The 21,125-nt window shown below is 41.7% G+C and carries 16 protein-coding genes; 3 read left to right on the forward strand and 13 right to left on the reverse strand.

Translation table 11 applies throughout. The features are described from left to right. Nucleotides 1-185: 185 nt before the first annotated feature. From H9647_RS15410 to glpX, 9 genes are all read right to left on the reverse strand, one after another. Nucleotides 186-3,002 (reverse strand): glycoside hydrolase family 2 TIM barrel-domain containing protein, encoded by a 2,817-nt coding sequence (locus tag H9647_RS15410; protein WP_191801500.1) that lies wholly within the window; start codon nt 3,000-3,002, stop codon nt 186-188. A gap of 194 nt (nt 3,003-3,196) precedes the next feature. Further along, the gene (locus H9647_RS15415; protein ID WP_191801502.1) at nt 3,197-3,823 is read right to left on the reverse strand and encodes a polysaccharide deacetylase family protein; all 627 of its coding nucleotides are present in this window, start codon (nt 3,821-3,823) and stop codon (nt 3,197-3,199) included. 78 nt (nt 3,824-3,901) lie between these two features. Beyond that, a complete protein-coding gene (locus tag H9647_RS15420; protein WP_191801504.1) occupies nt 3,902-4,759 on the reverse strand; it encodes a carbohydrate ABC transporter permease in 858 nt (285 codons plus the stop codon). Between the two features lie 11 nt (nt 4,760-4,770). Then, complete coding sequence (locus H9647_RS15425; protein ID WP_191801505.1) at nt 4,771-5,640, reverse strand: carbohydrate ABC transporter permease; 870 nt, start codon at nt 5,638-5,640, stop codon at nt 4,771-4,773. A gap of 73 nt (nt 5,641-5,713) precedes the next feature. Continuing rightward, nucleotides 5,714-7,009: an extracellular solute-binding protein gene (locus H9647_RS15430; RefSeq protein WP_225229324.1), complete on the reverse strand. Its 1,296-nt coding sequence runs from the start codon at nt 7,007-7,009 to the stop codon at nt 5,714-5,716. Between the two features lie 137 nt (nt 7,010-7,146). Beyond that, nucleotides 7,147-8,730 carry a response regulator gene (locus H9647_RS15435; protein ID WP_191801510.1) on the reverse strand — a complete coding sequence of 528 codons (1,584 nt, stop codon included), beginning with the start codon at nt 8,728-8,730 and terminating at the stop codon, nt 7,147-7,149. Further along, entirely contained in the window at nt 8,718-10,547 is a 1,830-nt protein-coding gene (locus tag H9647_RS15440) for a cache domain-containing sensor histidine kinase (protein ID WP_318245323.1), read from the reverse strand. Before H9647_RS15440 ends, H9647_RS15435 begins: the two co-directional genes overlap by 13 nt. Before the next feature lie 181 nt (nt 10,548-10,728). Continuing rightward, entirely contained in the window at nt 10,729-11,256 is a 528-nt protein-coding gene (locus tag H9647_RS15445; protein WP_191801512.1) for a hypothetical protein, read from the reverse strand. A gap of 185 nt (nt 11,257-11,441) precedes the next feature. Then, the gene (gene glpX, locus H9647_RS15450) at nt 11,442-12,560 is read right to left on the reverse strand and encodes a class II fructose-bisphosphatase (RefSeq protein WP_318245324.1); all 1,119 of its coding nucleotides are present in this window, start codon (nt 12,558-12,560) and stop codon (nt 11,442-11,444) included. A 258-nt stretch (nt 12,561-12,818) separates the two neighbouring features. On the opposite strand from glpX, the gene H9647_RS15455 reads away from it, so the two are divergent. Then, entirely contained in the window at nt 12,819-13,604 is a 786-nt protein-coding gene (locus H9647_RS15455; protein ID WP_191801513.1) for a glucose-1-dehydrogenase, read from the forward strand. A 169-nt stretch (nt 13,605-13,773) separates the two neighbouring features. Here H9647_RS15455 and H9647_RS15460 read toward each other — a convergent pair whose 3' ends face one another. Then, nucleotides 13,774-13,962: a hypothetical protein gene (locus H9647_RS15460; protein WP_191801515.1), complete on the reverse strand. Its 189-nt coding sequence runs from the start codon at nt 13,960-13,962 to the stop codon at nt 13,774-13,776. A gap of 123 nt (nt 13,963-14,085) precedes the next feature. Between H9647_RS15460 and H9647_RS15465 the strand changes: the two genes are divergently transcribed. Next, the gene (locus tag H9647_RS15465) at nt 14,086-14,586 is read left to right on the forward strand and encodes a hypothetical protein (protein WP_191801517.1); all 501 of its coding nucleotides are present in this window, start codon (nt 14,086-14,088) and stop codon (nt 14,584-14,586) included. Nucleotides 14,587-14,705: 119 nt separating this feature from the next. Here the strand turns inward: H9647_RS15465 and H9647_RS15470 are convergent, their stop codons facing one another. Continuing rightward, nucleotides 14,706-15,494 carry an AAC(3) family N-acetyltransferase gene (locus H9647_RS15470; protein ID WP_191801519.1) on the reverse strand — a complete coding sequence of 263 codons (789 nt, stop codon included), beginning with the start codon at nt 15,492-15,494 and terminating at the stop codon, nt 14,706-14,708. 59 nt (nt 15,495-15,553) lie between these two features. Beyond that, nucleotides 15,554-16,834, reverse strand: a complete 1,281-nt coding sequence (locus tag H9647_RS15475) for an SGNH/GDSL hydrolase family protein (protein ID WP_191801521.1) — start codon at nt 16,832-16,834, stop codon at nt 15,554-15,556. 360 nt (nt 16,835-17,194) lie between these two features. Between H9647_RS15475 and H9647_RS15480 the strand changes: the two genes are divergently transcribed. Next, nucleotides 17,195-18,898, forward strand: a complete 1,704-nt coding sequence (locus H9647_RS15480; RefSeq protein ID WP_191801523.1) for an RICIN domain-containing protein — start codon at nt 17,195-17,197, stop codon at nt 18,896-18,898. Between the two features lie 149 nt (nt 18,899-19,047). Here H9647_RS15480 and H9647_RS15485 read toward each other — a convergent pair whose 3' ends face one another. Then, entirely contained in the window at nt 19,048-21,111 is a 2,064-nt protein-coding gene (locus tag H9647_RS15485; RefSeq protein ID WP_191801525.1) for a beta-galactosidase, read from the reverse strand. Between the last annotated feature and the right edge of the window lie 14 nt (nt 21,112-21,125).

The following is a 21,125-nucleotide window of genomic DNA, read 5'->3' on the forward strand; positions in this document are numbered from 1 at the left end:
TTGGAGGAAAATCCAGCGAACGTCCCATAATTACTAAAATATAAATTTTAGGATACTACCAAAGATTCGTCTGCGAATGTAACAGCAAAAAATCCGCTGATCATTTTAGCGAGATCAGCGGATTAATAATTCGATTATATTACATTATTCTTTTAGTTGAACTCCGTTATAAGAGGATCATCGTTTCAGCTAAATAAACGCTGAAGTTCTTCTACTTCAAGACGGGTTACGGGCTGATAACTTGGACTTTTCACATATTGAAGGAAGCTGTATAACAACTGTCTGCCTTCCAATGTAGTCAGTAATTGTTCAACATTTAAGGCCCCCATAAGAACTCTTCCATTCAAAACACGGCACTCCATCAACATTCCCAGTTTATGGTTTCTCTCAAAATTATCAATGGTTTGAACCAGAGGATTCAAATCTTTTTCCAAGTGATCCAGAATAATAGACGATGACTGGGAGACAATACTCCACCACGGATAAGTCGAATATTCGTCTGTGGCAAAGTGCTCAAATATAGGATGGTCTTTTTGGATTAGCAATCCCATGGTTCCAACAGCAACCTCCTTGTTCATACTCTCAGAGATAGAGCGAAACATTGGATAGGACCAAAAATCAGTACAATAGAACCCTTGAACCGCATTCTTTATGTGATCAGGCGACGGGAAAAGCATGATATCTTCTCCTCGCTCAAGCAGTTCTAAGGCTTTCTCTGAAATCTCGGTAAACAGGTGCACCCCTTTCCAGTCTACTTCCAGCCCATTCGGGTAGATCCAAAGCTCATAGGTCTTGTAAATATCTGTATCCGGAATGGACAATCGCAGGATCACTTTTGTCATGGTCGAGACATCCGGCATACGTATGCTAAGATCAGTTAGAACCATATAATGCTCATCATGACTTGAAGGTATTTTCGTATTACCGTCCGCTAGATTGTTACCTTCACATTGCAACTCCCATTTGAGGTCAAGTCCATCTAAAGCCTTTTTCCTAAAGTAACTCAGTTCAATTCGAGCCTCGAAGAGTTCGTCAGCTTCATAGTTATATTTGGAGAACCTCGCTAAAAGAACAGCGTCTGAACAGAAAGTTCTCCACTCCTCAGGTGTAATCATTCCCTTTGAATCCATAAAAGCATCTAGTATGCCTACTAACGCAGTTCCCTGCCCGCTAAAATCTTGTAGATCAAGCAGCTGGAACCCGGCAAGGCGTTTAGAACGAAAAGCTGCTTCCAGCTCTTCTTTGTAACATGCTACAGCCAGCTTACCGGAAGCTGTGAAATATTTAGCTGCTAGATGCCCCAACCCCTTGGATTCTAAACGTTCGCGGAATATCTCGAAATTTTTTGCTTTTAGTGAACCTGTATACTTATCGATCTCCTCAAAATTGGGGAAAGTGGCATACTGACCTATTTCATGTGAAATGACAGGTACACGGGAAACGAGTTGCTCACTTCCAGCTTCAGCGGTAACGGTTTTGAAACCTGTGCCATATTGAATCTGAATTTCTTGTCCTTCCGTCTTATTGGAATCGTCTGAAACGCTGTCTTGCTCCGGAAAAATATTCGAGTCATAGTCTTTCAAAGTGTTTGGTAAATCTGTTTGCACATGTCCAAGAGGGGCATCACACATCGCATACGAGCCTCTGAACAAGCGATCTGTAGAAAACCGTACTCCGCAAAAAAATTCACTTTCATCCAAGATGTCTGGAGCAAACTGAAAGTTATTGGATCCTTCTGTATATAAATGACGGCTGTCATGCTCTTTATAAGCTTTTAATATCGAATTCAGTTTGTCTTTACTTCCCCACAGTTCATTCCCCATGGACATCATTACGAACGAAGGATGGTTGCCAAAAGCCTGCAACATTGCATAGCCCTCACTAATCAAGTAATCCTGCTCCGCTTCATTATGTGAATCAGAGGATTCATCTGTGATCGTTCCCCAAAATGGAAGCTCAGGCTCCATATAAATTCCGAGAAGGTCCGCAGCGATAAATGCAGCTTCGGGAGGACAACAGGTATGAAAGCGGTAGTGATTAATCCCATAGGATTTGGAGATGCCAAGAATACGAATCCATTCATCGACGTCTGTTGGTGCAAAACCGGTAAGCGGAAAGATCAACCCATCATTCTTGCCGCGAAGAAATGTTTTATGCCCATTGATCGAAAACTTGTCACCTTCCGCTTTAAATTCTCGTAACCCTGTTATCATTTCTTCGGAATCGAGCGTCCTCCCACTGGAATCTTGTAGACAAATATGGAGTTTGTAGACGTGAGGTTCATCGTCACTCCATAACAATGCGTCTTTACCTAGTTCGTATGTAAAGTGCAGATCATTTGAGTCGGGGGTGAATATTTGCTCCCCTGGCGTATGAACTGAACTATTATTTATACTATGAGTTGATACAATGATGCGAATCCCTTGCGGATCGCCTGCAAGTTCTGCCTTGATATCAAATGAGCGGTGAGCAAGATTAGGATACACTTGGACATTTTTTAGAAAAACACGTTCATAAAATTGTAGTTCCATCTTCCCAGTAATCCCGTTCCAATTAGTCTGTGTATCTTCTGATGTAAGGTGTCCACCCTTTGTTGGATAATTGGTATTGTCTACCCGAATCGTAATCTTGTGTGTTCCTGCGGTTAGTCCTGATGCAATTTCGTAACGATGAGGCGTATTCAAGCTGTTTTGTGTCCCCCATAGTACTCCATCGATCCAGAGGGTTGTTACTCTTGTTCTTTCCAGATGAAGATAACAACGTTTACCAGCCAAGTGATCCGGAATAACAATTTCTCTTGAAAACCAAGCGTAACCCTCAAATAAATACTCGTCAGTTAAAGATCCGACTAAAGCCACATCATTTTTTCTTCCTTTTTTTGCATGAGAAGTAGTGTTAGGCAAGGAAATGGTGTCTGTGTATGTGGTTAAGAGCCCGTTATCGGTCTTTTTTTCATCCAGATGTAAACTCCAGGTTCCCTCCAGATTCATTTTAGTTAGCATAATGCTGTCTCCTTTTAAAGTTCATTTGTTTATGTATGTAATCGCTTTCTAAATAGGTGTTAGATTATCAAATTCCATCTTAATTATAAACTTAGTTCGTATAAAGCTTGCTTTTTTCGGGATTCATCTTTATCAATGTAACTGATCTAACTAGAAAAAGGAACAGAAATAAAACGCTTCTGCTCCTCCTTAATTTAAGAGTGGTTCGCAAGATTTAGCAACTCACTTACGGTCAAGAACCGATATCCATCAAGAGCAAGCTCTTCCACTAGTATCTGGACAGCCTCAATCGTTTGAGAACGCTCACCATATCCGTCATGAAATATCAAAATGCTGCCATTTTCGATGGTTGGTCTTGTATGATCCAAAATATAATCGACACCGGGCTGCTCCCAATCTTTTGCCCCACCGTTCACTGTACCAATCGCGGTGTATCCAAACTCCCCAGCAAGTGCGAGGATATCCTCATTAACAGAAAAGTACGGAGGTCTGAAATTCATTACAGGCTTTCCTGTTAATCGGCGAATTCTCTCATCCGCCTTTTGCAATTCTGCCCGCACTTCCTCTAGCTTTAGTGTGGTTAGATCAGGATGAGAGTAGGTATGATTCGCGATCTCATGCCCAGCAGTATGAACTTCTCTTGCAACATCCTCAAATGCATCCATCTCCTGACCGATCATAAAAAATGTCGCTTTGCCATTAACGTCATGAAATAGGTCCAGCAGTTGTTTTGTATAAAGCGGATGAGGTCCATCGTCGAACGTAAAGGCAACCACTTTTTCCTGTGTAGACACCTTATGTACTATAGATAGCTTGGTCATAACTAGTCCTCCAACTTTTTTGGTTATATTATCGAATCCATTTCATAACTCATATAGATATTCTCGCTTCAAAAGGTCTTATCCTTTAACAGCGCCAGCAATCATACTTTGCTGTACTTGTCTATTGAGCACCAAGTAAATAATAACCGTCGGGAGAGTAGTGATCATAAGTCCTGCTCCAATAATTCCCCACTGTGTGATATAAGTCCCTACCATAGACATCATCCCAACCGTAAGGGTCTGATAAGATTCTTTGTTAATGAACGTTACCGCAAACATAAGCTCATTCCAGCAGGATAGGAACGTAAATATCGCCACTGTGGCGATGGCAGGGCGTACGAGCGGTAATATAATGGAGAAGAAGGTTCTATAAATTCCGCTGCCATCCATGACCGCCGATTCTTCCATCTCCCTCGGGATCCCTTTATAGAAGCTGCCCAGTATGAATACCGCCATAGGGATTCCAAAAGCTACATACGGTATAATCAAGGACCAATAAGTGTTTAATAAATGCAGATTCTTCAGTACCATAAAGAGCGGCAGAAGCGTCGCCTGAATCGGTACCATCATTCCGAGAAGGATGATTGTCATCGTTAAACTGCTGAGTTTCCAGTTCATTCTTGTGATCGCATAACCCGTCATAGAGGAAAGAATCAGAACAAGAAGGATCGAAACAGAAGTTACAAGTACACTGTTGAAAAAGTAAGTTAACACATGACCGTCTGATAGAGCCTTCGAGTAGTTACTCCATAGAAATTTGTCAGGCAGTCCCAAAACATCTCCGCTGTATATTTCACTATTATCTTTCAGGGAGAAAAAGGCCAGCCAGATCAGGGGATAGATCTGTACAATAGCAACAACAATTAAAAAAGCCTGTATTATTATGTTCCTAATAAATGTCGTTTTCTTTCGCAATCGTACTTCTGCTGTTCTCATTTTTCTCCCTCCTATTCTATCTTGAAAAATTTATTGATAAGAACAGTTACTACTAAACATTCCAAAATGATAAAGACGGAAATAGCACTTCCGTAACCATATTGGTACGTTCCGAAAATGGTCGTGTACATCAAGGTGCTCGGCACTTCAGTTGAGAAAAGCGGACCGCCTCCTGTCAGTACATAAATCAGATCAAACACCTTAAAGGCGCCAATGACCGAAAAGACGAGGCAAACTTTAAGAATGGGTTTCATTAGCGGTATGGTAATAGAAAAAGCAGTCCGCATGCGAGAAGCCCCGTCCATTTTGGCAGCCTCAAATATATCTTGCGAAATTGACTTCGCTCCGGCATACATTAACAACATGTGATAACCCATATACTGCCACAAGGTAGGTATAAACGATGCAACAAGCGCTGTATCCTTCTGCCCGAGCCAGTCTTGTGCCAAAGACGAAAGACCAACGTTCTCGAGCATTGTATTTAAAAGACCATAGTCGGCATTATAAATTTTGGACCACAGCTGCGCGACGACAACCGTCGAAATCAGTACCGGCAAGAAATATACGGTTCGGTAAAAGCCCTCTCCTTTGACAGATGATGCCAGGATCAGTGCAAGTAAAAGAGAGATAGGCAGCTGAATGAAAATAGATGCTGCCGCAAACAACAATGAGTTTTTTATGGATTTTAATGCTCGCGAATCCTGAAACATCTGAGTATAATTGTCCAGTCCAATAAAAGTACCTTTGGAGATGCCATTCCAATCCAATAAACTGTAATATGCGGAGACAACGATCGGAATTAATACAATGGTACAGAATATGAGAAGGGTAGGCAGGACAAATATCATAATGGCCTTCTTGTTAGAAAACACCGAATTCATGATGATCGTTCTCCTCTCAAAGATGTGGTCAGGGACAGTCCCTGACCACATCTCATTTGGGTTTATTCACGGATCAAAGTGTTAGTTCTGTTGGTTTAAGCTGTGCCATCTGTTTGCAGAATTCTTCCGGAGTGATGTCTTCTGCCAAGAGTTGAGCGATTAAGTTTTTGTGTGTTTCTGCAGAATCTGCTGGGAGAATATTGTCCCACCATGCAATAAACGATGTTGCTGTTTTCATGATATCTGCTGCAGAGGTGTCGAGTGTGGAAAGGCTCGAAGTATCCAGTCCATCAATATTCCAGCTAGGAAGTCCTGCGCCGGCAAGATAGCCTTGTGTTCCAAGTTGCTCGCTCAAATACATCAAGAACTCAACTGCTTCTTTGGGATGCTTCGTGGTGTTGCTGACATAAAAACCGTCTACGGCTCCGCCGAATATTTCCGTGCTTTTACCTTTGCCGTCTTCAAAAGTTGGGAAAGGGATCACTTGGACGTTACCTTTAACCGCCGAAGACGGATCTTCGATGCCAGCATTAACCCAGTTGGCTTGGAACATCATAGCTCCATTCCCTGCGTTGAACGCGCCTAGCATTTCATCATAACTCATGCTGAACATACTGCTGTTGAAGGCTCCTGCCTTAGCCAGTTCTTGCATTTTGGTTGCGGCCGCCACAAAATCGGGAGAGTCCCATTTGGATGGATCTTTAAATGCCTCGACCACGGCTTCATTTCCAGCCTGGCGCATCGCAATAATGTCATACCAGTACATGCCCGGCCAGCGGTCCTTTTCTCCAATAAGAGCCGGCGTAATGTCCGCCGCCTTCAATTTCTCTACGGCATCGAGTAGTTCCGTATAAGTCGTCGGAACTTTGGCACCCGCTTTGTCAAACAGCTCGGTATTCACGTATAGATTGGCAATGTGCGTATAAACCGGCAGGGTATATATTTTCCCATCCACTTCAATGGCTTCCGCCATACCCGGTCCCATCTTCGACTTAATGTCATCTGTTAAGTAACTGGATATCTCTAGAACATTGCCTGATTCGATATAAGGCTGCATAAAACTGCCGCCTCCCATACCGTAAAAAAGATCAGGTGCTTCGCCTGCGGCGAGTGAAGTTTTTACTTTCGTTTTATACTGCTCACCTGTCGTTCCCGACCGATCAATCTGGATATCTGGGTGTTCGCTATTCCATTTCTCGATGATCTCAGGTAACAGCTTCGCTGACGGATCGGTATTTCCTACGGACTGATCCCACAGCGTCAGCTTTATGGAACCGCTTGCATCTTTATCTGCCGATTTACCTTCGGATGAGTCGGAAGAGCAGGCAGCCAGGCTGCCTGCGATCCCCATTGCCAGAACGAGGCTCATTGACTTTTTTAATAACGCTTTCATTTTTTGACCTCCCTAAGTGTTTTTACGCTTCTAAAGGACATTATAGGGAAGCTCCCCTGTTTACTCCATTCAAAATACGCACATTCCCTTTTAAAATTCGAACATCTTTTCCTTCATAATTTACCGATTCGATATTCGTTCATAGACCTTCCCATCGTTTTCTTGAATAAGACACTGAAATAATGCGGATCTATGATACCCACCCTTTCTCCTATTTCGTATCCTTTTAAATCGGTCGTTTTCAGCAGATGCTCCGCTCTTTTCATGCGAATATCTGTAAGATACTCGACAAACGTCTGACCGGTTTCCTTCTTCATAAGTCTTCCCAAGTGTCCTGGGCTGATAAAAAATACAGCAGCGGTGCTTGCAAGTCCCACGTTAGGATCCCTCATATGATTCTCTAAGTACGCTTTCACCTGACTGATCAGATTACCTGCTTTGGCCTGATTTTCCATGTTAATTGTATTTGAAACGGTAAGAACGTAACTTTCGAGTATTCTTTTTAGTTCTGGCAGATTATCCGCCGTCAGAATGGAAACGAGTGTCTCTGTATTCAGCGTATGCTCGTCCTCAATCCCCCGCTCCATCGCTGCGCGCTGGCACTCCGTAATCACATCCATGGCCGCCGTGCGGAACTTCGCTTTACTGGAAAATGAAACGTCAAATATTTGTGTTAACATCTGCGCCGCTCGTTCTGTCGAACCGACGCTGATATAGAATTGCAACTGCTGAAGAAGCTCGGGCTTAGACCGGTAATGATCTTCCCTGCCCTCAATGATATCTTCGAAGCAGACCACCTGATTATGACCTACAAAAACTTTGTAATGAAGTGCCCTGTTAGCTTCTTGATAACCCAGATGCGCTTCTTGGATATTGCCACGCTTTCTCCCGATTCCGATGTTTAGGAAGCATGGAAGTGAATCAATGAGAATTAATTTAAGGGACTCACAATCGTCGACAAGATCACCGCCCTCGCTAAATGAAATAATCACCATTCGGTCCTGGGCTTCCGATAATATAATTACTTCTGAATCCTGCGAAAAAAATGCCTCAATACGATTTCTGCACTCCATTCCCAGCAGAATCAGTTGTTCCTCCGTCTGTTCCTCTGAGGATGAAGAGATTTCTATAACAGCTACCTGGTATGCTGCTCTGCGGTTGAACATAGGAAATGTAAAGTATTCGGCTTTTTCATAAATTTCTTCTATAGAAAGAGTGCCTTTAAGCCATTGATATAAAAATTTTTCTCTGAGATATGGAAAATTGTTCTCCAGTTCTTGCTTCAGCTTCTCCAGTTCTAGATCACGTCTACGTTCTTCATCAATTTTACGTTTTAACTGTTCGGTAACATGGAGTAAATCGGAAGCTCGAATCGGTTTTAGAATAAAGTCTGAAATTCCAATTTTAATACTCTGTTGTGCGTATTCAAATTCATCATGACCAGTAACGACGACAATTTTAATATCCGGATACTTTTTTAGCACCCTGCTGCTAAACTCAATTCCGTTAATATACGGCATGTAAATATCCGTGAAAATGATATCAGGTCTATGTTTATCCACCATATCCAGGGCTTCCTGAGCATTTGAAGCTTCGCCTACGATTATCAGACCTTGCTCTTCCCAATTAATGCGCATCCTAAGGAGATTGCGAATCAAATATTCATCATCCACAATCAAAACCTTCAGTTTTCCCATGAGGTATCTACTCCATTCGGTATAGTTAGGGTAATATGAGTTCCCTTCCCCGGTACGCTGTTAATATGTATACAATCCTTATTCCCATAAAATATACGCAATCGTTCCATTGTTCCCCATAGACCAAAGCTCTTGATTTGTCCCTTTCTCTCCGTATTCAGAATTTCATCAATCTCTTCTTTAGACATGCCAATCCCATCATCAGATATGGTTATTGTCACTATACCCTCCGTACTTCGTGAGCTGATTCGGATCGTACCTTTTGTTCCACTGGGCCTTATACCATGATAGAGCGAATTTTCAACCAATGGCTGTATAATCAGTTTTGGAATCGGGGACTGACAGCTGTTTTTGTCTACATCAAATTGTGCCTCAAACACATCTTGATAACGTACCTCCTGAATTTTCAAATAATTACGAACCATCTCTATTTCTTCGCCGACCGTGATTACCTCTCGTCCTTTGCTAACACTCAAGCGGTAATAGCTTCCTAATGCTTCAACCAGCTCGCATACCTGTTCGTTTAATCCTGACATGGCCAGTGAAGATACGGAATCCAGCGTGTTATATAAAAAATGTGGTTTAATTTGAGACTGGAGTGCATTTAGTTCCGCCTTTCGAATTGTTTTTTGTTCTTCCATCATGTGCTTTAGCAGTTGATCAATTTTTTCTATCATGTGGTTATATCCGTTATAAAGCTGTTCAAATTCATAACTATTGAGTTCTAAGTTTATTTTCATAAAGTTACCGCTTTGCGCCCTGTTCATGGAACGAAGAAGCTTGTGAATTGGATTAATAATACTGCGTGAAATGATAAATGAGCTCAAAAAGAAGATCGTTCCATTAACCACCAGCAGAATCAACGCCAGAAGTACAAGCGATTTATTGGTAGACTTCGTAGTATTGTGCGGTGTGATGCTTACAAATTTCCATTGATTCTCCCCACCCGAAACATACGAAGTCGTATATTCCTGTGAATGTAAACTCATTGTAAGGACTCCTGATCTGTTTTGCTGGAATTGCTGTTCTAATCTCTCTTTGTTTGTCGCAAGAATTTCTTTAAAGACCGCATCACTTTGATCTTCAGCGGAATCAGCTACAATGATCTCATTGTTTTCATCTAAAATAGCAATTTCAAGTAGGTTTTGACGAAGCAAATTAGAATAGGCCTGTACAAATGCATCATCTTTAATATTAATAACAAGAATTCCAAGGCGAGATGTATTGTCTATGTCCCGAATCAAACGAATGAATGATACGAAGTTTCCATCAGAATCACCCTCTGAAAAGGTTCCGCTGCCATTTAATCTCAGCATATACTTTCCTTTATTTTGTACCACTTGCTCATACCATGGAGCATCGTCTAAGTTTACTCCCGTAAAATTTGGTAATTCCTCTGTCCCTACCGAGAAACGATGGCCTGAATTATCAAAAATATGAACAGAATCAATCACTGGAACCGCTTGCATAAGATTATACAAATATGCGCTGACTTTAGACTGGATTTGAAGGTTGGAATATACATTTCCTTGCCTTAACAAGCTTTGAAGGTTAGGATCTGAAAATATCATTTTGGAATAGTTATTTACGTTTTCGATCATTAAATCAACGTTTGCCTGTATAGAAGTAATCGTTTGCAGCGATGCTTCATTTACTTTTTTCTGAGCTGAATTTGTAGTTATTTGATACAAGACCAAATAACTGAAACCCACCGTAATTAAAATGACTAGAAAATAAGAAAAGGATATTTTAAAAGCTAATTTTCTAGGCTTGTGGTGAAATAAAGATTTTATACTTCTTATCATCTGATTTGTCACTATTAGATCCCCCGCCTCTTTGTTATATCTCGCCTTTTTAAATATAATCTGAATCAACTACATAGCACATTATGAGATTGATTCATTATCAAAATAATAAGAAAAAAGCCGCCATTAGCGACTTTATTTTGTATGTATTAAGATAAACAACCTTTTAAATAAATACGATCTAATTCAGTCTCTAATCACGCATTATCTCTACATTCGTCACCCTATCTTTTTCGTCAAAATCAAACACAAGCCACTCACTATCAATAGAAATGAATCCACGCTCGTTGCCAAGATAATACACCGACCGATCAGGTGCTTGGAAATAGGTAGTTTCCGTTTCTTTGCCAAGTATAGATTCTAACGATAATGCATCCATACCAACAAAGTCGTATTCTTCAAGCAGGTCATCTACCATCCAAACGCGGTTTTCCGGCTCAGCTACCCAATTAACCATCGTAAAATGAGATTTTTGCTCATGCACCCATAATTGATACACAGCACCCGTGAAAATAGTTACGCATATTACCAGTGCTACATGGGTGCCCCAACTACCTGCTTTCCGATTAACCATATATAACGCAATCAATAAGATAAAAGGCAGTACTATACCGGTTATACTGACCATATTAAAGCTGCTATGCATCAATTGAATCCAGCAATAATAACCCGCGAATAAGACAATGAATAAAAACACATATACTCTCCACATCATTTTCACAGCGAAGCCCACCTTTATAAGTTCAGATCTTTGAGCTAGGAACAGTATAAGCAAGATGATCATATCATCGTGAACCTTTTATTATAAAAATAGCGCTTATGGTCTTCTTATATAGTAATGAAGGAATTCTAATGTTCGAAGACCACAAACGCATATTCAGCTCAATGCTCATACCTCTATGAACATCAGCCTTTCTTCAAAGATTCTTTCACTCGTTCTTGTACTGCTTCTCTTACTGGTTCTTTCAATGACTCAGCAAGATTCTCCTCTTTTTGCACTTTTGCCTGCTGCTTAAGTACACTCGCTTCCTCGGATTCCTCTGCCGCCTGTGCTTTTCTTACTTTATGAAGCACTTCCTTCCCTGGAAGGAAATGCTGTGTTCGTATGTAGCGGATTGTTTTGGTTTTGACTCTCATGACAATCGAATGTGTCTCCGCTCGGTCATCAGCAAGATATCTCACTCCGCCAAGGATTTCACCAGGCGTAACTCCTGTAGCCGCAAAAATGACATCGTCCTTGCCGATCATGTCCTCCATCGTAAGCACTCGATAAGGATCTGCAATTCCCATCTTCAAGCAGCGCTGAAATTCATCCGCATTAGCAGGCATGAGTCTTCCTTGGATTTCTCCACCAAGGCAAGATAACGCAGCTGCCGCAAGTACTCCCTCGGGTGCTCCTCCTGAACCCACGTAGATATCAATGCCTGCTTCGGGAAATGCGGGTGCCATGGCTCCCGCCACATCACCGTCGCTCAAAAATTTAATTCGCACGCCCACTTTTCGCAGCGTCTTAATAATGCTTTCATGACGATCGCGATCCAAGATCATGACGGTCAGGTCAGATATATTCTTGTTTAACTCTGCAGCGGCTTTGCGAATGGTCACATCAATGGGATCCTCAATACTCACTTTTCCTACGAGTGCAGGACCAACAGCGAGCTTTTCCATGTACATATCAGGCGCATGAAGCAGATTTCCTTTATTCGCAACTGCGATAACGGAGAGTGCGTTGTTAAGGCCCTTCGCTACAATTTCTGTTCCTTCCAGAGGATCGACAGCAACGTCCACTTCAGGTCCCTCACTGTTCCCAACCTCTTCGCCAATGTAAAGCATGGGCGCTTCGTCCATTTCACCTTCTCCAATAACTACGGTTCCCTTAATAGATACAGAATCGAACATGGCGCGCATCGCCAAAGTCGCTGCCTCATCCGCACTGTTCTTATCACCTCTACCCATCCAAGGAGCTGAAGCCAGTGCTGCTAGTTCTGTTACCCTAACGATCTCAAGCGCCAATTCACGTTCCACTTATCTACACACCCTTTCACCCGTTTGAGACTTATGATAATAGAAGTAGAATCATAAATCTACCAATATGTTCCTTATTTTGCATTTAAATGGATGAATATTGGATGAATATTTCTTCATACTTTTTTAATATATTTATCTGTTTTCAGAATCACGATACCTCTTGATCTTTAAAATCCAATTCTAAACTGCTTACTTTTATGTAAATAGTTTAATAATAATAGACAGCTAAACTTATTCATTCTTCAGGAGGTTACTATGTATACAGAATTGGAAGGCAAAACAGTCATCATTACAGGTGCATCTACAGGATTAGGAAAAGCAATGGCACTAAGATTCGGCCAAGAAAAAGCAAATGTGGTCATTAATTATCATAGCAAAGAAGAAAACGTGAAAGAGATCATTCAAGAAATTGCCCAAAATGGAGGTCGTGCGATTAGCCAGAAAGGCGACGTTTCTAAAGAAGAGGATATAAAGGCACTTATTCAAAGTGCACACGAAAGCTTTGGATCAGTTGATATTTGGGTCAATAATGCGGGAATTGAGAATGAAGTTCCGTCCGAAAAAATGACACTAGAGAACTGGAAAGAAGTAATTGATGTAAATCTGACCGGTACATTTTTAGGATGTCGTGAAGCAATCAATTACATGCTGGATCATAAAATAAAAGGTAAAATAATTAACATATCTAGTGTTCACGAGCAAATTCCATGGCCTCATTTTGTCCATTACGCAACTAGCAAAGGCGGTGTCAAATTAATGACCGAAACGCTAGCACTAGAATTTGCACCTAAAGGCATCCGAATTAATAATATCGCGCCAGGTGCTATAGAAACCCCTATCAATGCGGTGAAGTTTGCAGATCCAGAATCGAGAGCTGCTGTTCAGGATCTGATACCGATAGGTTATATTGGGAAGCCGGAAGAAATTGCATCCGTGGCAGCTTGGCTAGCTTCGAATGAATCAAGTTATGTCACCGGTACTACCATTTTTGCTGACGGAGGAATGACGAAGTACCCTTCCTTCCAAGGCGGTAACGGTTAAGTTAACGTTAATGGATTCCATTTTAACGCACATAATTCACATAATTCACATGAAAAGCTCTACAGAATAGATAGATATATAACTTGATCTTCCTTCGAGTTGTATTCTTATAGAAGTGAGATTTGCTCATAACAGTTGGAAAGTATATGTGGGGTACGAATAATAACTATTAGTAGTTATTCGTACTCTTTTTTATTCTATCTTTATCGATCAGTTCCTCGTCAATTATTTTTTCTGCTTCTCTTTCTATACTATCAAATCTTTGTAAGACACCATTACCATCTATTCCTGTAAAATAAGTTCCTAGGTAGCTTTGTTTTCTTTTTTGCTCATTACTAATCCTCCAACCAAATTTCATCTTCATAGAACACCTACTTGCAACCTTTGTAATTATAAGTGTTTAATAGAATAACAAAGACCATTTGGGGCTTCTATATAACTTAAAAAATATGTTATGATCGTTGAATAAGGAGAGGATTTTATGCGTAAAAAGAAAACTTGGATCATCCTTCTAACTTGTTTCGTTGTGCTTTTCTTCGGAGGAAAGTGGGTATATAATACCGTCATCCATACGGCTGCTAATCAAATATCGGCAGAGCTTGCTAAGCCGGAAGTAGAACAAGCAATTAATCAATTAAAAGAACAATATTTAACAGGTGACTCCAAAAATATAACAAACGATTTAAAAGATATAATAAATAATGATACCAATGATATAACGAAAGATGATACGAAAGATACAACAAAAAATAGTACGAAAGAAAACTCAGTTGAGTCCTCAGATAAAGAGGATACGGTGTTTAAAAGTCAAGATGAAGCTTTAAAATTCGTTGTCAGCCGAGTATCCGTATCCGATATAAAATATGTCAAGGAGATCGCATCTGAAGGGCTGACCGAAGAAAACAAAGAGAAACTTCAAAATATGGCGCTTGAGAATTTCACAGTTGAAGAAATTGAGGCTGTACTCGAAGCGTTACAATAAAAATTCATACGAAGTGATACCAAGTCAAAAATTAAATGAGCAGATAAAAAGCAACCACACCTTAATAAAGTGGTTGCTTTTTACGTTTACTTTTGTAGCTTTTTATAAGATATATAATGTTACCGAATGGAGTTCATTAATATATACTCACGATCCAAGGGGTTATTATCTGAGAATAAATCCGGATTTGTTTCGAGCATTTCAGTGATGATGTTGGCAACCTTAGCTGCATCGCAAACCCTAACAACGGCATCTCCAAGCTGTCCCTTATACATCGCACCGTTATTTTCAAGAACCTCATCTACTTTCCAAAAATGCTCTGACCACGATAACCCACAATGTCTGCGGGACGGTACAGGAATTTCGGTTCCATCGGGTAAAACGGTGTAAAGCATCTCATGGGCATCCGTTAATCTGCCTGGTATGTCCACCCACTCTTCTACTCCATGAATAAAGGTGTTGCGTTTTAAATCGACCCCAACTAATAATATGGTCGCCTTTCGGTCGAGCAATTTCCCCCAGGCGGAACCTCTAGCACATGGAGTATCAAAACGATGATCGTCCTTAGTGAATTCTATAGCATCCTGACCTAATGCGGCCACCGAATGAGTGGGATGTAAGGAACGCACGACATCTTGCCGTTTGCGGAAGAGATCAGGCAGGATTCCAACGCAGGAAGGTGACTGTTCAACGTTAAATCTTGGATTATCTCCATTTATGTAAGACCATGTGTGGGTAGGCAACACCAATAGACCATCCTTCATATACTCTGTAAACGCATCCAAAGCTGTGTCCGCACCGCCCTCGACCGGCCCGATACTTTTCATCGAAGAATGTATCAACAACGTACCTTTCCTATCAATGTTCAGCTGTTCTAATTGTCCCATTAAACTTTCTACCGTGTACATATTTATCCCCCTCTCTGTGGGCTATTATATCAAACTTGCAGTACGGCGGTAATCTTTACTTAGGACACATAACCGAATCCTAGGATCGTAAATCGCTTATTTTCCTGTTTATCTTCCATTCTAATCTCAACCGTATGCTCGTCAGTGTCCTGTTCATCGTATAGTAAAATGGCATTACAGTGGGTCCAATTCACCTTATGGGGATCTGCTGTCCTCACCCGTTTACCATTGACCCATATACTTGCACATCCAAAATCGGCACTTCCCGAGTCCTTAAAAACCATGATAAGCCGTTTGCTTCGTATGGTCATCTTAAAATAGTGTTTGTCTGATGTGCCCCCATGCATCCAATTATTAGGGAATAATATGGTACCAAACGAGTGATCATCCATCTCTGCCTTTTGCAGATCGGTATCAATCTCCTGAAATCCACCCTCATCAATTACAGCAATACGGTCGCCATTCAGGCGATCCAGCAGTTTTATGCCTACAAAATCATTTCCAATCAATGGAGGCTTCTCATTTGTGTAATCTTCTTTGTCAGGAGTAGACCGGTCGACCTCTTCAAATAACTTTCCTAGACAATCGCTCATGATCTTATGCCCTGCATTCGTTGGGTGATAAATATCGTAGAAAAATTGCTTTTTAGAAATGACCTTTCCTTGTTCCTCGGTCCATTGAAACTGATCTACTACGGCATCCTTCACACTGACCATAGGCAGATGATAATGCCAGCCGACAGGAGCGAGCCGATCTTGAAGATTCCAGTCGCTCTCAAACACACTGAACAATAAGATGACCGCTGGCTTGTTCTCTGCACCAAGTGCTTTGAGCACAAGACTCTCGTAACAATTCCCTTTTGTCTCATCGTCAGCATCATTAACAGCAAACTCTATGATCACGATATCCGGATTGGCCCTGCCATCTCGCAGAACATCACGTTCATAACGGACGATCCCAAGCTCTGAGGATGTACCGCCTACTCCTGCTTTGATCAAGCGAATGGAACTCCCATCTTCTCCAGCGAACATACGCTTAAATAGATCATATGATCGATAAGCATAACAATTTAGATGAAGCGGTTCAGCTCCCGCTCCGTGAGTAATTGAACCCCCAATGAAAGCCATTGTGACAGGCTCGCCACGTCTCGCTTTATCAATCGCCTTTTTCAATCTATAAGTATTGCCTTTGTTTAAAAGCGACTTATCTATCATATTACGATAGGCTAGTGATTTGAAATCAATTGGAGGCTCATCCGAAGATGGAGGAACTTGATGCGGATCGCGCGGTGCTGTCGGACCCTTGGCTTCATTCATCGATCCCGGTGTAGGGTTAAACATGAATCATCATCCTTTCGCTTTCATCTTCAAAAGAGAGCTTCTAAGTAGCATAGAGGTTCTTCAGTATGCCGAATTTTTACGTTCACCGCATCATTGTAGCTCTTATTTCCAGTTACATCTACCTGTCAATAATGGTTGAATGATGAATCTACCACATATCAATAATTAGACAGGTTGTTGTCTTCTCTTGCTTGATTGTAAACTCCTTTTGTAAACGCATACAATATTCGATTATCTAATTGCTTTGTACTCCAAAATGACGTCACTGGATAATCACAGAATGGAGGTGATCTTACATATTCAAGCAGCTAGTCTTACTTACTGTCGAACGCAAAATATCATGAAGGAGTTGACTTATTAATGCAGAGGAGAACAATGATCTGGACAGTAAAATACTTATTGGTAGTAACCCTTATAATTTCATTATTGCTGAACGGACAAGTGGCAAATGCATGGGCAGGTGTGCCTGCATCTAAGCTTCATGTTAGTGGGAACCAGCTGGTAAACAGCAGTGGCCAAGCGGTTTTATTAAATGGATGGCATCAACCAGGGGGCTCTTACTGGACTTACCAGGGTAGTAATTACTATTTAGATCGCAACGGTGGCAACCGTCATGCGGCGATTTTAGAATATTTAAAGGATATTACGAATACATTTACCGACACTTCTCCGAAATATGGAAACAGCCATGGATGGTATATGAATCAGGTCCGCCTATTTATCGACAAAGAAGATATGGGTGATGTTGCAGCAGGCACATACAATTTTGCTGGTGCACAAGCATTTACGCAAAATGTCCTTATCCCTTATATCGAATATGCCAAGACTAGAGGCGTTTATGTAACGATTGGACTCGATTTCACACTGAAAGACAATCAAGCAACCACGCAAGCAAATCTCGATAAATTCAATCAAATCTGGGGCTACCTCGCCTCTGAGCCGAAGATTAAAAGCGCAGATAATGTGATGTTTGAACTCGTTAATGAACCCGTTCTGTCATATGCTAACGGAAAATGGGGAGGTCATCCCAGCCAATCTGATTTTGTAGCACACTGGGGCGCACTTAATGACTTTCAAAATTCGATGATCTCGACAATCCGAAGCAAAGGTGCAGATAATGTGATATGGGCGGCAGGCTTAGGCTGGGATCAGTACTATCAGCTGTGTGCATCTCACCCACTAACGGATCCACTGAACAACATTGGGTATTCTGTTCATTGGTATCCAGGCTACGGTGCCAAAGATGACTATACAACCTTGCAACAGCAATGGGATACCAATATCAAGCCTTGTGCTGATAATTATCCAATTAACATTACAGAGACGACTTGGTTCAAAACACTTCCTGGAGACTCTTCCTATTGGGAGCTATTCAATGGTTCAAATGAAGGTTTTGGCAAAAACTCAAAAGCGATCTTCACGACTGCAGGAAATGTGAGTATTGCGGTTCATATGAACGGATTTTTGCTGGGCACAGGCCCAAGAAGTACTTTTGCGGACCCAACGGCTGGTTTGTTGTATGACGGAAATACTTCTCGGGATGGCATGGCCCGCTTCATTTTCGAATGGTATTATGAGCGTGCGCAGATGAACCCTTGGAATGGGATCTGGAACGGAATTACATCCGGAAACACATATAAACTAGTGAATCGAGCTTCCGGTAAAGCCATTGACGTGCCAGGAGGACAAAACACAAATGGACTACAGCTTCAGCAGTGGCCTGATAATAATGCAACAGCACAGCGCTGGGTGGTGCAGGACCTAGGCACTTACAACAACTATTACAAACTCGGAAGTGTAAGTTCATCCGATAATAAAGTCATGGATGTACGAAATGGAACGAAAAACAACGGGGAAGCGATTCAGTTATGGGAGGACTTAGGCAATACCGCGCAACAGTTCAGATTAATTAAGCTAAGCAGCGGTTATTGGAGTATCCTTAATGTGAATAGCAATAAGGCTGTAGAGGTAGTTGGGTCCTCAACGGCTGACGGAGCAAAGTTGCAGCAAAATCTTTATCGTGGCAATCTTAATCAACAATGGCAATTAATTAAAGTAGATTGAGGAAATGATTTGGTTTGTAAAGATCACACAATGGAAAACGTAAATAAATACAAAGAAAATAACCGGAACCGAACCCCAGTTCCGGTTATTTTTCTATTTTACCTAATAGGCTTTACGCACCCATTCGAGAAATAAACAACTGATGTAACTCACTTCTCTTTTTTTAGTATCCAAACTCCATAGGGTTCCGTTTGTATGGCACCCGTCTGCTTGGAACCAGAGAGTAGCTCTTCCGCCTCAGCGCTCAGTATAATTTCAGCCGGTTCTCCACTGTAATTGAGAAGGAATACCAGTTCTTCCTCTGCATCTGCACGAACAGCCACTTCTACAGTAGAGGGAGCTTGGCACCATCCAGCTAATGGAGATTTCACAGGCAATCGCCCTATAAGTTCACTTGCTAATGCTAAATCAAACGCTGCACCCCAATAGTAGACAAGTCCCTTACCTATGCGATTGACGGTCAAAGCCGGCTTCCCATCATAATAGCTTGATGAATAGTGTGCTAATACCTCTACCGTATCGGATTGAACACGTAAGATGTCGTTGAAGTTTGGAGCTGTAAAATCAATATCTTGATCTGTAAACTTCACTGATACGGGTGATGCAGTTCCATTTACCATAGTGAAATCCTCAACATGTATGCCACACATCTCGGCTACTGGGCCTGGAAGCGGCTGCATGCGGCAGTGTCCGAATTCATTTTTATACCCTGTTCGGCAGCCGAATATAACAATCCCGCCACCCTCTACATATTTCTGTAACATCGCAGCTGTGCTGTCCCGTAGAATTGCTGGATGTGGGTAGATCAGTACTTTGTATTTGGACAACTCCGATTGTTGTTCTGACTCCATACCTGGCCGGATCATAAAGATATCAACAGGAATATGTCCGTATTGCAGAGCTTTATACCAGCTAAGCTCACTTTGCTTGGTCAAAGGACCATGCCACTGATCCAGCTCCCCATCCCATTCATTATCATAATCACGAACTAAAGCAACTTCTGCCACATTATGTTTACCTACAATTCGTTGTCCAACCTTTTGCAGCTCTTGTCCAATATGACTTGCTTCCGCTACCCGGCGATTCGGCTGATTGTGATAATCATTGATCCCATGCCAGTAAATTTCCGTACCGAACGTTGCCGTTCTCCAGCGGAAATACAAGATCATGTCCGCTCCATGAGCGATGCTTTGGTAAGTCCATAATCGCATTTGCCCCGGCAATGGAGATGGCATCTCCATTTTGTTCACCCATCCCCCAGGTCCAGATTGTTGCTCCATCACGCAAAAGTTCGGTGACATGGATCTGACGTTGCTTAAAGACAAGCTCCACTTACGGTCCAGTAACGGCTTATCTCCAAGGTCCGGATAAATGGTGCTGAACTGAGGATAGGAATCATAAGAAAAGAAATCAAGCAGGTCATCTGTCATCTGATGGCTGTCCAAATGTCCAAACACACCATTTGTTGTCACCCAATGATTAGGTGCTTCTGTTCGGAGTATATCTGCCTGCAGTTTTGCAAATGAGATCGTATTATCGGAAATAAACCGTTTTTCATCCAAAGCTTGATGCGGATTCGGTGAACCAGATACCGTGGGACGAGTAAGATACACCTGTTCCCAACTGGTATACGTTTGGTTCCAAAATACAGTACCCCATGCGGAGTTGAGCTGCTCTAGCGTATCATATTTTTTCTGCAGCCACTGACGAAATGCAAGATGATCTGCTTCCGAGTAGAAAACATTAATCTCGCAGTTGAACTCGTTATCGATCTGCCAGCCTACAATGGCCGGGTGATCTTTATAGTGTTGTGCCATCTTTCTAGTGATTCGTTCACAAAGTTCCAAATACACGGGACTGCTGTAGTTATAGTGCCTTCTCTGTCCATGTTGGTATGTAACCCCTTCCATAGATACGTTCAGTACCTCAGGATACTTATGAGTAAGCCATGCGGGCGGTGTAGCTGTCGGGGTTCCCATAATTACTTTTATACCGCTTATAGCTGCCTGTTCTAGAAAATCGTCAAACATCGTAAATTCAAACTTACCTTCCTCTGGTTCAAAGATGGACCAAGCAAATTCGCCAATTCGAATGATACTAAATCCCATCTCTTTCATTCTTCTTAGGTCGTCTGTCCAAAGTGATTTGTCCCATTGTTCTGGATAATAACAAGCACCTAGGTGAAAGCGTTTTAACGATAAAGTTTTGGTCATGGTACATTTCTCCC

The organism is Paenibacillus gallinarum (genome assembly GCF_014836635.1).
Lineage (GTDB): Bacteria > Bacillota > Bacilli > Paenibacillales > Paenibacillaceae > Paenibacillus > Paenibacillus gallinarum.